The following is a 13,844-nucleotide window of genomic DNA, read 5'->3' as shown; positions in this document are numbered from 1 at the left end:
CGGTCAAAATCCGCAACGAGATGAGTTAAATTTTCGTGCTAACGCTGCGCGCTGTCTGGGTCTTTTCTCACGCTGCCTCCTCCACCGGGATCGCCTCGGCCGATGCAAAAAGATCCAGGGGCAGTCGCATAACGAAAAGGAAGGGATAGTACCCTCCTGTCACGGAGCGCGGATCGATCAATTGCAGTTCGATGTCACCATGTTCCTTGCGCAAGTATTTGCGGACGGCATCCATGCCCACGCCACGGCCCGAAATATCCCCAACCTTGGTGGCCGTGGAGAGACCCGAGCAGAAAATCAGTTCGGCCGCGTCCTGCAGCGACAGTTGATCATGATACTCGCTCAATTTCTGGCTTCTGGCCCGGCTGCGGATGGCTTCGATATCAAGCCCGCGTCCATCGTCCTGATAACGGAGGACGACGACGTCCGAAAGCTTTTCCATCGTAATCGTGATAAGGCCGGCTTCAAGCTTGCCTTTGCCTTTGCCTTTGCCTTTGCGCACATCGGGCTTTTCAATCCCATGATCCATCGAGTTCCGCAGGATATGCACGAAAACGCGGCGCAAAAGATCTTCGCCGCGCCTTGTCATGAAAAAGTTTTCCGCCTGGATGCGGACCACCGGCCTCGCCTTCTCCAAATCCTTGGCCAAGGTGCTGACGCACTGGCAAATCTCGATCAGAACGCTTTCCGCCGGAGTGAAGATCAAAGGAAAGAGGGAATTTTTCATTTGGCTCAAAACGCTGGCATCCTTGGCCCGAACAAGCTCTCTGTAATCAGCTTCAAAGAACGAAAGATTCCGATAGAGACTGATGACCTGGCCTTCCGTCAGTTCTATATCCCTTTCATCCCCGGATTTGCGGCCGAGCTTATCCTTATTGATTTCGGCGTAGGTATTCACGATGTGCTCGACTTCATCGAGATCCCGCTTCATCTTCTCGATATCCCAGCGGGTCTGCGGATCGCGCTGCAGCAGCGCATAATACTGCTCCACATCATGGAAGATGCGAGTCATCTTCTTAAAGTAAAGGGAACGCGCGGCCCCTTTCATGGTATGCATGTTGATGAAGAGGACCTTCAGCACCTCAAGATCCTTTTGATAAAGGCTCTGCGAATTGAGGAGCTTTCTGTTTTCATAGATGAAATCATGACAGCTCTGAATGAAGCGCCGGAACGCTTCCGGCGTGACGTTGATCAGTTCGCCGATGAACTGCAGCTCCTCTTTGCGATCATGAGCCTCTTCCTCCAGGGCCCGCAGTTCCGTCACGTCCCGCACGGTGACCAGTATCTTCTCAATGACATCCTCGTCATTGGCAATCGGGTTCCACGAAAGATCCAGGGTACGATCCTGGCCATCCGCCCGGCGCCTTTTGATCTCGCGCGGCAGGCAATGCGCATTCATTTCATAAGCCAGCAAAGTTTCACCCAGCGAGGCCGCGAGAGCATTCACAGCCTGGCTGACTTCATCCGAACTCAGATTCACGCCTTCGAAGAGCACGGTGCAGGCATCCGCGTCGGCAAGCTCCTCCCGTTCGAAGAGCTGCTTCAGATGCTGCGAGTAGTCCTTATGGATGCGGAACCCATCGCGGGTTATCGCGAAGATGCCCAGCTGAATATGGGCCATGATCGAACGGATATCACGGGTCTTCTCGTCCACGATGTTTTCCAGATTGGCATTCATCGAGACAACATGATCGCGCTCCACCCGCAAATCATCGGAAAGTTTGCGAATTTCCATTTCTGAAACTTCAACCCGGACAAAGGCATGGGAAAAGCGCCGAGCCAGGAGGATGGATTGAAAGCAGATGAAGGAGAACATGCCCACGCTGCCCATAGGATACGATTCAAAGGTGAAGCGGCCGCTGGCGAGCGCAATGTCATGGAACGATGCGGTGACGAAGATCGCTGTGCCGCTTAAAAAGAGCAGAGAGCCTTCGGCATGGGCCCGGACTGCGCGGGTTACGGCATAGACGGAATAGACGCCTATCGTCATCGCGACGAGCTGCATGAAGACGGTCAGATCCACAAAAGTTCGCGGCTCGGTGAGGTGGATGAACGTGTAGAAGGGAAAGGCCGTCAAAGCAGCGAAATAAACCATGCGTTTTGAGAAGAATTTGGGAAAGAGTTCATAGGTGAAGTAAGCGAAAAACGGCATGCCCGCAATCCAGGAGTTGAACAGTACAATCTGTGTGCGGAAGGAAAGCTCAGGAAACATAACCAAAAGGGAACGGCTGGAGGCGGCAAACATATAGAAAGAGGACGAGAGGCAGATCATTCCAAAACAAAGCGTCGAGCGCGCTTGGGTTCGCAAGGCATAGAGGCAGAAATGATAGATGGCCATGATCATGAGACTGCCGATCAGAAAAAGATCGACGAAGATTTCACGTTCCCGCAGCTGCGTAAGGCCTTCCAGAGTTCCCATGTGGGGCGTCGCAGCGATGCCCGTGACAAAGAATTCAAAACTGGCCGTCTGCACCACGATATCAAATTCCGCGGAGCGCGGCGTAAACACCTGACGGCCGGAACGGACACCTGGTTCGTAATGCTTGGGATCATCGCTCGGACCCACACGACCGTTCGTGGCGATCAGCTCGCCATCCACAAAGAGTTTCGAGGCCGACCAGAAAGGAGGCCAGGCAAAGGCGATCTCCTGCGGTTCTTTCAACTTCACATGCAGTCGATACGTTGCGTAGCCTTTTTCCGGATGCTCGGAATGCCGATACCAACCCCCGGGCACTCCCAGATATTCAAGGCCGCTCGGTCTTCCGCTCGCAAAATCCTGAGGCTCCAAAAGCTGCGACCAATAGAATTCCCATTCGCCGCCCATCGGGATCACCGGATGCTGCTTCGCATCCCAATCGGTTAAATCCAAAACGCCTTGGGTCACAGGACGCCTCGGATTGGCCTCCAGGGACAGGGTCATCGCGAAGGCCATAAAGCACATAAAAACATGCAGAATCATAGGGCTTTCCTCATCTTGCTCAGCCTTTACGTATCGGCTGCACAGGTTGAGGAGCTGAGAAAAGCCGGGCGCAAAAATCGATCTTGTTTGGCAGAACATAAAAAGCCGGAACAATGTCGAGAAAATTTCGAGCGCCCTGTCGTCAGGCACCCGTGCCGACAAAAGGATCCGCATGCAAGCGATTCATGCTGACTCCAGCCAGGAAAATCTGTTTCTTCAGAATTCGGACCAGCCCCGGATCCCCGCAAAGATAGACCCGCTTCTGTTTGGGATCAGTGAGTCCAGACAGAACGATATCCTTCAATTCACCCACCTGAATGCCGGACTCGGCCGGGCCTTTCAGAACGCAGCGCACATAGCTAATCTGCGGAAACGCGCGGGTCAGTTCCTGCAGTTCTTCAACCAGATAGAAACGGTCTGCGGAAAGCGCTCCATGATAAATGGAGATGGGCCCGGTATGCCCCTGCTGACAGGCGTCCAGGGCTACCGCAAAAAGCGGAGCCATCCCGGTGCCTGTTCCGATCAAAAGCAGGGGTTCCTCAGGATTGCCCGGATAATAGAAGCAGTCTCCCTTGGGCCCTTCGAGCCAGAGTTCATCACCAGGCCTCGCCTCCTGATGAAACCAACCGCTCAGCTGTCCCTGGGGCACACGGCGGACATGAATGTCCAGCGTATCCAGCGCCGCCCGCTGGGAAGCGATCGAGTAGCTGCGTGAAACAGCATCGGCGCGACGCAGAGTCACAAACTGTCCCGGATTGAAATCAAAATTCGGAGGACGGCTTAACTGAACGAGCACCACATCCGGTCCGAGTGGCCTGATCTCCTGGATCGTCACAGGCCCGCGAAAATCCGCAGTATGCGCGGGTTCGCAGACCAGATTTTGAGCCGGGCGACAGATGCAGGATAAAAAGTGTCCACTTTTTTTCAGAGTCTCTTTCAGCCCCGCCTGCGCCGCATGCGGCACCGAACCTTCCGTGGCCCGCATCATACAGGTCTGACAGGCCCCTGCCCGACATGAAGATGGGACGTCAATCCCTGTTCTTTCCAAAGCCTCCAGGACGGTTTCACCTTGATTCAAGGGCACCGTGCGTCCCTGATACTGAATATGAAAGTTCATCGCGTTACTCAATTGGGGCGATTCAAAACATCATTGCGAACGCTGTTCGCGATCTTGGCCACCTCTTCAATGTCGTCGGCATTCACGCCGTGCTCGGCAAGCGAGGCCGCAAGAAGTTCAACCACGGCATCGACATGCTGATCATTCAGACCGCGGGCCACAAGATGGCGATGACCATCGCGCATATCTTTTCCGCTATAAGCCACAGGGCCGCCAAACACCATGGTCAGAAATGCTTTCTGCTTGGTGATCTGCTCATCCATATCGATATCATCGAAAAAATCCATCACGCGTTCATCCGTCAAAACCCGGCGATAAAACGTTTCGACGACGGCGTCAACAGCGCCCTGACCACCAAGTTTTTGATAAAGCGTTGTCATAAATGTTAAACTCCATTTTGAGATTGAATAAGGTGTAACCGTAATATATCTTTAGATCCTAAGTTGGCAACCCTAAAAAGAAAAGGGAGCTTCGAAACCTGTGCAACTCTCACTGCATGCAGATTACGCCTGTCGCGTCCTTATATATCTGGCCGCCCGTGACGCTCCGCGCTCGTCCATCGAAGAGATTGCGCGTGCTTTTAAAATTTCTGAAAATCATCTCGTCAAGGTCGTGCATCGTTTGGGACAGCTTGGGTTTATTGCGACGACACGCGGCCGCAACGGAGGCCTGCGCCTCGGCCGTGATCCGGAATTGATTTCCATGGGTGAAGTCATCCGCCGCATGGAGCCTCACTTCGAAGTTGTCGAATGCTTCAGCAGCACATCGAACACCTGTCCGATCACCGGAATCTGTGGCCTTCAGCCGGCGCTCTTCAAAGCCCGCGATGCTTTTCTGCAAACGCTTGATAGCGTGACCCTGGCCTCGGTCGCCCAGAATCATGAGGCTTTGCGTCAATCGCTCGGAGCAACGCCCGCCTGACCTGCAGGAAATATCCCGCATCCTCATCACATATTTGCAACACTGTTTTCTGCAAAAAGACTCGGCTATATAAAGATAGGACCCATCCGGTCCCACTTATCTGGCCTTTTTCTTTTCAGGAGACGGAATCATGAAGAAAGAATTCTGCGTACTTGCCCTGACCCTCGTCACTGCCCCAGCCTGGGCTCAGACCCAAAATACCCGCGATCTCAAACAGAACGCCGAGCAAAGGACCGAAGCAAAAATGGCCTCGGACCTGAAGCAAGGAGTCACTTTTGCTGAAGCCACATTGGCTCCGAAAAGCGGATCAAAACTATCGGGAACCGTGATTTTTAGCCGCGTGCAAAATGCTGTGCAGGTGATTGCCTCCATCACAGGTGGCACACCTGGCAAGCACGGCATTCATATTCATGAGAAAGGCGATTGCAGCGCTGCCGATGCTTCCTCCGCAGGTGGGCACTTCAATCCCACGGGCGCGCCTCACGCGGGCCCCACGGCTCAAGCTCGCCACGTGGGCGATTTGGGCAATATCACAGTGAAAGGAGATGGCGTCGGCTATCTCACTTTGGATGTTCCCAATGTCAATGGCTTTACCGATTGGAACAGCATCATCGGCAAGGCTGTGGTGGTCCATGCGAAAGTTGATGATGAAAAATCGCAGCCAGCCGGAGCAGCCGGTGATCGTATCGCCTGCGGAGTCATTCAAGGGGTCACAGCTCAGGGCCCATCGCAAACTGACGCCAAAAAACAGCCGCAAAAATAAGAAAGAAAGGGTAACTCATGCTTTACCGGGCGGATTCGATACTGAATCAAAAAGTGGAAGCGACGGATGGAGTGGTTGGTCGCATCAAGGATCTTTACTTTGATGATTCCAGCTGGACCTTGCGGTACCTCGTGGTGGATACCGGGGGTTGGCTGACAGGCCGCGATGTTCTGATCGGCTCCGAATCGCTGGTCGCGTTTGATGAGGCGCGCGGCGCCATGGTCACTCGACTTTCGCAAATGCAGATTGAAAACAGCCCCGCGGCGGAGCAGGGCCAGCCTCTGTCCCGCATGAGCGAAATCCAGTTGAGCCAGTACTATGGTTGGTCACCCTACTGGATGGCGCCCACGGGACTTTTTCCCTGGTCGAAGACCTACAGTTTCCCGCGTGATGCCTCGGCTCCCAATGGTGGTCCCGCTTCATCGCAGTTCGAGAAGGAATTTGAAGAGCAGAGTCACGGCGAACCGAATCTTCGCAGTTTCGTGGATTTGAAGAATTATGGACTTCATGCGAGCGATGGCGATATCGGCCAGGTCGAGGATCTTTTGCTGGAACCTGAATCCTGGCGCATCACGCATCTGATCGCTGATACCCGCCTTTGGTGGCCAGGCGGCCTTGTCGTCATCGATCGCGCGTTGATTCAAAAAGTCGATTGGCCTGAACGGCAAATCGTGGTCGGCATGACCCGTGATCAGGTGAAAAACTCACCCGCATATGACAAGCATCATGCTGTCGACGAGAAATACCAGATCCAACTTTCCGATTATTACCGCGGCGTGAACGCGGATAGAGACAGAAGCCATCCTGCGCATCCCTGCGCTGATGCCCATCCTCAGTTTTAAACTTCCTGGAAAGCGCCGCGTGGATACATGACGTTCACGCGGCCTTCGTCTCCCCTTCATTATGATGCAATCCCGCTTGATCCGCGCAAGCAATCAAAGGTACCATGACCAGCACATGATCGAACAAAAAATGGTATACCTGAAGGAGGCATCCCTTGCGTTGGACTTTTTCGGCTTCGATTTCAACCCTCGTGTTGAGTGCATCCCTGGCAGCAGCTCAGACCCCGACAGGCGCAAAAAAGCCTAAAATTCCTGCACCGCCACCTCCGCCTCCTGCTCCTGTTGAACCAGCACCCATGATGCATCATAATCCGCCTTCGACGCATATGAGTGGTGACGGCCTTGATCTGTCCGAAGGCCGCTATGGCTTCAGCTTTGGTTTTCCCGATGGCAATAGCCCCATGGGCGCAGGCTATGTCGGAGCCAAGTATTTTACCGCTCCCAATACCGCTGTCGGCGCTTATCTGCTGTTGGGCGGTGACTCGGCTGCAGAGACCTCATCGTTTGGCCTGGCCGGCAAATACATGAGCTACTTCGCGCAGAAGGATCGTCTCCATCTTTATGGTTTTGGTCAGCTGAGCCTTGGCAAGAACGGAGGCGCCGCGAATAAAGGTAAGGACGATACTCTTTTTGGTCTTGCCGGTGGACTTGGCCTTGAGTTTGTTCTGCTGAAGGATTTTTCGGTATCCGGTGAAGGCGGCTTTGGCTTCAATACCCTTCCCGATGGCAAGAGCGCCTATGCAACCGGAACCGGGAAATTAGCCGTCAATTTCTATTACTGAGGTCCCACGCATGCGGAAATACTCGTGCCTGCTCGGCCTTCTGGCTGTCGCAGGCTTGAATACAATGAGCTGCCGCGGATCCCATGGCAAGGACCTTCAGGTTTCCCAGGAAGCCTTGCGCATGAGTTCCCTGCGTTTTGCTCAGAAGACTCAGCTCGTCGGTGCCAGTGGCGGCTCATCCGGTGGTGGAGGGTTCAGCGCCGGCACCTTTCCTTCCGCTGGCTTTTGGCCTGCGGTTCCCTTGGCCGTGCCCGCGCGCGCAGCTGCATTCATCAATGAGACCTATGGCGCCACGGGTGGATTCACCTATCAAAGCTTTGAATTCACCTCCACATCCTGCAGCGCGAGCAATGCCTTCGCCCGATACTTCGCAGCATGGGAGCAGCTGAGCGGCACGCCTTTGAGCCAGGCGCAAAAGGATGACATCAAGGAAGCCTTCCAAGGTTCTTTTATGGACGGCGAAACCGGCATTCTGAATCAAAGCGTTTGTCTTTTTTATGATCTGATGGCCTGCATTGCCGACTATGCCGTGCAGAATGAGGCCATCTTCAAACAGGCCGCGCAAAGCGGAGACACGCAGGTGATCATGACAGGCGCTGTCTCGTGCATCGCGGAAATTACCGGCATCGATCCTACCGATACTATCGACCCCTTCGATCCCAGCGCCACGACACCCAGTGAATAGACGTCACTGAGGGCCCGCTCTATCCTCGATCGCGATCGACCCTGGCTCCAGGGTTCGATCCCAGGTTTCACGTCCGCGAAGAGGCCATCAGGTTCAGGCGAATCTGTGAACGACTCACCGTCCGTGAAGCCTCTGATGACAAAACCAGCAGACGCTGCCTGTTCGTCTCATCATCGGATACGCCTTGCGTGAATCCACCTTCCGCTTTCTTCATTCCCGCGATAATCCGCAGAGTGGGCCAGGTAATTTTCCTTCGTTTCTTTATTTTGCATTCTGCTATGATGAGTCTCCACATGTTCAGCAGGAGTGATGAAAAAATGCGCCTTATCAAGTTGGGACTGCTTGGCTATCTTTTGGGAATGAGCACCTGGGCCGCTGCCGACACGGCTCCATCCTTCATCCAGAATATGGCGGGCTGTTTTTCGGTTCGCTTTAACTTCGTGGAGAACGGTGATCATGATGCCTTCTATCAACCCGTCCTGGAACGCGCGGATTTAAGTCAGGCCGATGCTGTCTGGCATCTGCGACGCTATCTCGTCATCGAAGGCAGCGAGCAAATTCACTGGCGGGAAGAATGGCGTTTGAAAGATGCGGCCAATGAAGTTTGGGAACAAACCGTTTACGGCCCCTTCGAAGATTTCCGTTACCAGTGCAGCGGCATGCTCGTGGACAACAGCTGGCGCTGCGAGGCTCCCAAGGCTCCGAAGCCGCGCCGCGATCAGAATCAACCCTATGAGACGCTCGATCGCGAGAACACACTGAAGTTCAATCCCAAGCGTTGGATTCACATGCAGAAGAATGACAAGCGCATGGCAGATGGATCGCTCTTCGCTGTGGAACTGGGCTGGAATCAATACGACCGGACCGACGCCGCATCCTGCCAGGCTCGGAGCCGACGCTAAGGGACGAGGACAGCACCCCAAGGACGATGCAGCAAAATTCCATGAGCCGCGTTCTGTTCGTGTCGAACGATCTCCTTTGGGGTTTGCATGTCCAATAGACACACATCAGAATCCTCGCAGCCGGCGCCCGAGTCAGCAAAAAAGCCCAGGATCACTCAGGCTTCGGCCGGCCGGCTGCTTCTGCTCCGGCGGCGTAAACCCTGCAAGACCTGCGGCCGTGTTCATGGTCCGCCGCAGGAGACCTGCCGCACAACGACGATGCACACCGACGATTCCACCGTCCCCGACGACGGCCACCTGCCCTGGATTTTTTAAGAAACTGTGGTCCCTCGTCCCGTCATTTGCTAGCATTTTCCTACGTCCCCAATCATCCAACCCTAAGAGGGTCTCTATGAGAATCGCGTCCTATGTCGCTGCTCTGTTCGTTTGCATTGCAGGTCTTTCCGTTGCCAATCCCGCCGCTGCAAAAGCCAAGCGGGTCTGCATGAAAGATGGCGCCGAAGTCAAAGTCAAAGGCAAGAAACCGAAGGAAAAGGAAAAGGACTGCACGGCCCAGGGCGGCGTGTGGGAGAAAGCAAAAGCAGCTCACGAGGAAAAGCAGGAATCCGGCATGGGCGGCGCCTGGTAATGATGCAAAGCCGAACTTTCGGGTTCGGCATCACGCCTCGATTCCGAACTGCAATTCTCCAAGGCCCACCTCCTGATCCCAATAGGTTCCCAGCCACCGATCCCAGAACGAAAAAATCACTCCAAAATTTTTCCCGTGATGCTCCGGTGCCTTGCTGTGATGGATGTGGTGGATATGAGGGCTGATCAAAATCATGCGCAGGGCCTTGGGATAGCGAATCGGCAGCGGTGCGTGATGAAGATTGACGGTAAACATATAAAGAAAAAATCCCGGCCCCATTCCAGCAATAGTCCAGATCGGTGTTTCATTCGGCAGAAGAAGGTGCAAAACGCCCAACATCACGCCTGCGGCCAAACCCCGCGCACCACTCAAAAGAAGAGGCTCCAGCGGGTTCTGCCGCAGAGTGGAAAAAGGAGTCAGAAACTCGGTGGCGTGATGGAGCCTATGAATCCACCAGAGTCCGGGCAGATCATGCAGAGCACGATGCATGGCATAGGCGGCGAAATCAATGGCCAGCATGGTCAGGACGGTTCCCAGCAAAGCTTCCCACACGTGATCCAAGGCAAAACCCCAGCCGGCGCCTGGAGAAAGCCCCAAGGTCGCTTCATAAGCCCATTGAAAGAGTGCCAAATGCCAGGCGGCCAAAGGCACTCTGAGGCAAAGCATCTGAAAGAGAGCCCACAGTCCATCCCTGCCGATGAAGCGCCTGTTCTCGCGACCTTGTTGCCAAAGGTAATCGACCGCCTCTTGAAACGTCCAGCTTTGAGAATGGCGAAGCCAGAGAACAGCGAACCCGACCGTAGGCAGAAGATAAAGAGGACAAAACGGAGACGAAAGATTTATCAACGGATGAAAAATATTCTCCATCATCGTCCTCTCTGGGATAAAGCCTTATCTTATCCCATTCCCAAACTCACTGACACGTCCCTTGCGTCAGCCAGGCGGTTTTTTCCTGCACTTCCAGCTCGAATTCCGCCTGCAGACAGTTGGCCAGGGCGATACGCTCGTCCGCGTTCAGAGCATCCTGAACATTCCCTGTGTTCGACTCCAGGGGATTTCTATGGGCACCGAGCGGCATCGACTGATCGACCAGAATTTTAAAGTCGATCTGAGCCCAATCCGTCAGGGTGTTCAGGGGTGCGCGGGAGGCATTGCCATGACAGCCGCCGCAGCTCATAAAGCGCAAAACCTTGGCAGCATCAATCTGGGGACGGCTCGAAAGGCGATAGACATTGCCGCGGCCGGGTGCACGTCCAAAGATATCACGCAGGTCAATCGAGCGGCGGCGCTGCGCACACTGATTGATAAATTCCACAGTGCGGCTGCGACCGTTCAAAGGAGCCAAAGGTCCAACGCCTGGGCCATGGGCAGAGGGATTCAAAAGATTTTTGCGCTGTGTGGACGAGGCACTCACAGGAGCATCACGCCAGCTCACCGTTTTCTGCCCTGCCGCCTTCACCATGGCTTCATTGATCACCTGCACGGTTTTCCAGGCTTCCTCGTTCATCATATTTTCATCCTTTCGCACATGATATCCAAGCGGACTGATGGCCCTCAGACCATTGGGATGACAGCTGATGCAGCGTTTCGGATCGGAATTGCCTTCGGGTTTAAACGCTATGCTGCCGCGCCCGTTGCGCAGAAAGCGCTGGAAATAAACCTGAGCCGGCTTATTATCCAGACGCCGATCCAGGGACACCATGGTGAAAACTTTGGGAAGAGAGACTTCACCGCGACCTTCGGCAGCATAGTCCGCCGCAGACGGTAGAGGCGAAGCCGGAGTCGGATTCATGGCCTGGTCTTCAGGATCTTCGGGAAGCGCAAAGTTAAGCCAGCGATCATAATTCACCGGCGGATTCACGCGATCACCCGGCACATGGATCATGAGCAGGGACGAGGTATCACGATCAAATCCTCCAGAATGCCGACTTTTATAACGAACAGCGGGCCAGCCGAGTGTGGCCGCGCGTTCCTCGATGTCCTCGGGAATTTTGTATTCGAAATTGGCCGTACCATTCAGAAAAAGTTCCGAGGGAGGCTGTTTCGCGGCCGAGGAACGGACAGGGCTATCCATGGATGCAGGCGCCGTATCATTACGAGTCACATAGTCATTCATCTTCTGCAGGCAGACCGGGACCTGCGCGCCAAAGCAGGTTCGAATCTGCGTCGCAAGACCACGCTCGGTGATCAATCCCTGCTCCAGCTGCAGCGCTGCATCCTGACGCCAGCTTTGAATCTCTTCGGCTGTTGGCTCTCCCGTGAGACAGTCCAGAGTCGCCGCGAAGCTGGGGGCATAAGGCAGCGCAAGGATCGAAGCAAACGCCCAAAGCCTTTGTAAATGTTTCATTAAGACCTCGCTCTCATAAGTGACAAGAGTTCATCAAGGTCTCCCCCATCGGCTACGATTCATGCTTATCAACGGGATGAAAATGCCCAGGTCCGGGATCGGACCTGGAATGCCTGTGTTCAAGGCAGAGGTGCTTGTTCCTGAAGGAGAATGGCATTGTTCACAGTCACAAAGCGGCGTTTGCCACTATTTTGATCATAAACCATGAAATACATCCAACCGTCTGAACGGAAGTGAGGGAAGAGCGCGTACTGTCCTGGGCCCATGTGCGTGACGACATGCAGCTTCTGCGTCCACAGATCAAACAGGAAAACATTGGCCGTGCCTGCATTCAAACGGGATTGAAATTCAGGATCATCGGCGCTTGCATAACCGAGCAGCGCATACTGATCGGGCTTGATATAGCCATAGCTCGCAATGAAGCGATCATCGAACGAGAAGCCGACTTTCAAACCATCGAAACAGAGGCGACCGACAAGGTCCTTGCCATAGCTGGGAGCTTCGGGATTGCTCACATCCTTCCGCAGCTGATAAAGCTGATAACCGATATGCCTCAGCTCATTATCCACGCGCCCTTCCAGGCGACTCAAAAGAAGCTGATTCGAAGGTGCAAGGCCCCAATCCTTTTCCCAGGGCGTATCAAAACTCTGGGCTTCGCCGCGGCTCCAGCGGGAGCCATCGAATTCCAAAGGCTGCAGCAGCAATTTGGAACGCCCATCTGCAACCCGATACGGAACCCCACCGCTGCCATCATCACTGCGGAAATCACCAGTCGCCGCCAGGTAGTCGGCCCCATCCAGACTTGCGCCTACGGCCTGGTACAAAGGAATCCTGACATCATCACCCGCAGTGCACGCATCTTCCGAAAAGTCGATCGACGTGGTCAAAGGATTTTTCAAAAGACTGGTTGAACAGATGCCTGTGCCATAGCCTTGAAACACAAACGCGGAATCATCAGGAAAAAAAGCCGGATCATAAAAGGCGTCCACGGAAATTCGGCGAAGATCGCCCTGGGTCAGAAGACTTTGCAGATCAACCACGCCGCTCGGTGAACCACCATAGGCAATGAAACGGCCATCAGCGGATGAACGAATCCAGTAATCCGTATCCTGACCCACTTCCGTCAGTAGGCGGAATTCAGCGCTGGAATCCGCTTTCCAGGCTGCAAATTCCGGGATGGCACCCACATCGGGGAATATGTCCTGGCCATTGCGCTGCTGACGGAAGCAGGATCTCTGATCGCTGCAGCAGGCAAACATCAGCATTCCGCGATCTTCGTTGCGCTTCTTCCAGCCCCAGTTCTTCATCTGAATCAAATGATCCTTCATTCCAGGAGCCAGCATGGATTCACATTGGGTTGGACCCTGGTAAGGCGACAGCAGTTCATTCAGGTAAGGCATGCCCTGCGACACCCATTCCTGCACCAGTCCGAAGTCGGCTTCGGTCAGGAGTGTGGGGGCGCGCAGCGGCATCATAGTGCTCTGACGCAATTTATCCTGCAGCGCCTGGGCGCCTTCGGAACCCAGCGCATCGTGCATGATCGTGTTCATGGTGCCCAGATGCAGGCCCGCGCTCCAGAAACCCAGTTTGGAGGCTTTGATATTCAGCTCCTGATCCACGGGCTGATCCGCAAGGCAGTAGAGTCTTTCCTTCGGCGTCAGAGCCTGATCATCGAGACAGAGCTGCTCCACCCGATAGTAACTGCGCGCCCAGCGCCGCATGGTCTGCTCGGAATTCATCGCGTGGCATGAGCTGCAGGCACCATCACGGCCGATGCCGAGTATGCCCGCCACCTTCTGCGCGCGTTCAAATCCATCCTGAGCCTGAAGCGGTCCGGCCGAAAGCAGGAAGGTGCCAAGCACCCCAAAAGCGAGAGAGACCATTTTCATGACAAGACT

At 54.5% G+C, this 13,844-nt stretch carries 15 protein-coding genes; 8 read left to right on the top strand and 7 right to left on the bottom strand.

All coding sequences use genetic code 11. The annotated features are described in order from the left end of the window. Positions 1–67 precede the first annotated feature (67 nt). From VFO10_RS04975 to VFO10_RS04965, 3 genes are all read right to left on the bottom strand, one after another. Complete coding sequence (locus tag VFO10_RS04975; protein WP_325137668.1) at positions 68–2,959, bottom strand: 7TM diverse intracellular signaling domain-containing protein; 2,892 nt, start codon at positions 2,957–2,959, stop codon at positions 68–70. Between the two features lie 142 nt (positions 2,960–3,101). After that, positions 3,102–4,076, bottom strand: coding sequence for a 2Fe-2S iron-sulfur cluster-binding protein (locus VFO10_RS04970; protein WP_325137666.1), 975 nt, complete (start codon positions 4,074–4,076; stop codon positions 3,102–3,104). 8 nt (positions 4,077–4,084) lie between these two features. Beyond that, positions 4,085–4,456 (bottom strand): group 1 truncated hemoglobin, encoded by a 372-nt coding sequence (locus VFO10_RS04965; RefSeq protein WP_325137665.1) that lies wholly within the window; start codon positions 4,454–4,456, stop codon positions 4,085–4,087. A 100-nt stretch (positions 4,457–4,556) separates the two neighbouring features. On the opposite strand from VFO10_RS04965, the gene VFO10_RS04960 reads away from it, so the two are divergent. From VFO10_RS04960 to VFO10_RS04940, 5 genes are all read left to right on the top strand, one after another. After that, the gene (locus VFO10_RS04960) at positions 4,557–4,997 is read left to right on the top strand and encodes an Rrf2 family transcriptional regulator (RefSeq protein ID WP_325137663.1); all 441 of its coding nucleotides are present in this window, start codon (positions 4,557–4,559) and stop codon (positions 4,995–4,997) included. 130 nt (positions 4,998–5,127) lie between these two features. After that, on the top strand, positions 5,128–5,760 hold the full coding sequence (locus VFO10_RS04955; protein WP_325137661.1) for a superoxide dismutase family protein: 633 nt from the start codon (positions 5,128–5,130) through the stop codon (positions 5,758–5,760). A 17-nt stretch (positions 5,761–5,777) separates the two neighbouring features. Beyond that, entirely contained in the window at positions 5,778–6,602 is an 825-nt protein-coding gene (locus tag VFO10_RS04950; RefSeq protein WP_325137659.1) for a PRC-barrel domain-containing protein, read from the top strand. Positions 6,603–6,757: 155 nt separating this feature from the next. Then, positions 6,758–7,384, top strand: a complete 627-nt coding sequence (locus VFO10_RS04945; RefSeq protein ID WP_325137657.1) for a hypothetical protein — start codon at positions 6,758–6,760, stop codon at positions 7,382–7,384. A gap of 10 nt (positions 7,385–7,394) precedes the next feature. Beyond that, positions 7,395–8,069, top strand: coding sequence for a hypothetical protein (locus VFO10_RS04940; protein WP_325137655.1), 675 nt, complete (start codon positions 7,395–7,397; stop codon positions 8,067–8,069). A gap of 67 nt (positions 8,070–8,136) precedes the next feature. Here the strand turns inward: VFO10_RS04940 and VFO10_RS04935 are convergent, their stop codons facing one another. Continuing rightward, the gene (locus VFO10_RS04935; protein WP_325137653.1) at positions 8,137–8,283 is read right to left on the bottom strand and encodes a hypothetical protein; all 147 of its coding nucleotides are present in this window, start codon (positions 8,281–8,283) and stop codon (positions 8,137–8,139) included. Positions 8,284–8,386: 103 nt separating this feature from the next. Between VFO10_RS04935 and VFO10_RS04930 the strand changes: the two genes are divergently transcribed. From VFO10_RS04930 to VFO10_RS04920, 3 genes are all read left to right on the top strand, one after another. After that, positions 8,387–8,971: a DUF6607 family protein gene (locus VFO10_RS04930; RefSeq protein WP_325137651.1), complete on the top strand. Its 585-nt coding sequence runs from the start codon at positions 8,387–8,389 to the stop codon at positions 8,969–8,971. Positions 8,972–9,058: 87 nt separating this feature from the next. Further along, positions 9,059–9,286 carry a hypothetical protein gene (locus VFO10_RS04925; RefSeq protein ID WP_325137649.1) on the top strand — a complete coding sequence of 76 codons (228 nt, stop codon included), beginning with the start codon at positions 9,059–9,061 and terminating at the stop codon, positions 9,284–9,286. Positions 9,287–9,362: 76 nt separating this feature from the next. After that, positions 9,363–9,599 (top strand): hypothetical protein, encoded by a 237-nt coding sequence (locus VFO10_RS04920; protein WP_325137647.1) that lies wholly within the window; start codon positions 9,363–9,365, stop codon positions 9,597–9,599. 30 nt (positions 9,600–9,629) lie between these two features. On the opposite strand, the gene VFO10_RS04915 is transcribed toward VFO10_RS04920, so the two are convergent. The 3 genes from VFO10_RS04915 to VFO10_RS04905 all read right to left on the bottom strand — a co-directional run bounded on the left by VFO10_RS04915 (position 9,630) and on the right by VFO10_RS04905 (position 13,835). Then, a complete protein-coding gene (locus tag VFO10_RS04915) occupies positions 9,630–10,469 on the bottom strand; it encodes a sterol desaturase family protein (RefSeq protein WP_325137645.1) in 840 nt (279 codons plus the stop codon). 43 nt (positions 10,470–10,512) lie between these two features. Continuing rightward, a complete protein-coding gene (locus VFO10_RS04910; protein ID WP_325137643.1) occupies positions 10,513–11,946 on the bottom strand; it encodes a hypothetical protein in 1,434 nt (477 codons plus the stop codon). Positions 11,947–12,065: 119 nt separating this feature from the next. Further along, positions 12,066–13,835 carry a hypothetical protein gene (locus tag VFO10_RS04905; protein ID WP_325137641.1) on the bottom strand — a complete coding sequence of 590 codons (1,770 nt, stop codon included), beginning with the start codon at positions 13,833–13,835 and terminating at the stop codon, positions 12,066–12,068. Positions 13,836–13,844: the final 9 nt, after the last annotated feature.

This window comes from Oligoflexus sp. (assembly GCF_035712445.1).
In the GTDB taxonomy this organism is placed as follows: domain Bacteria; phylum Bdellovibrionota_B; class Oligoflexia; order Oligoflexales; family Oligoflexaceae; genus Oligoflexus.
Note: the sequence above shows the minus strand (reverse complement) of the source record. Positions and strands in the feature narration are given on the sequence as shown.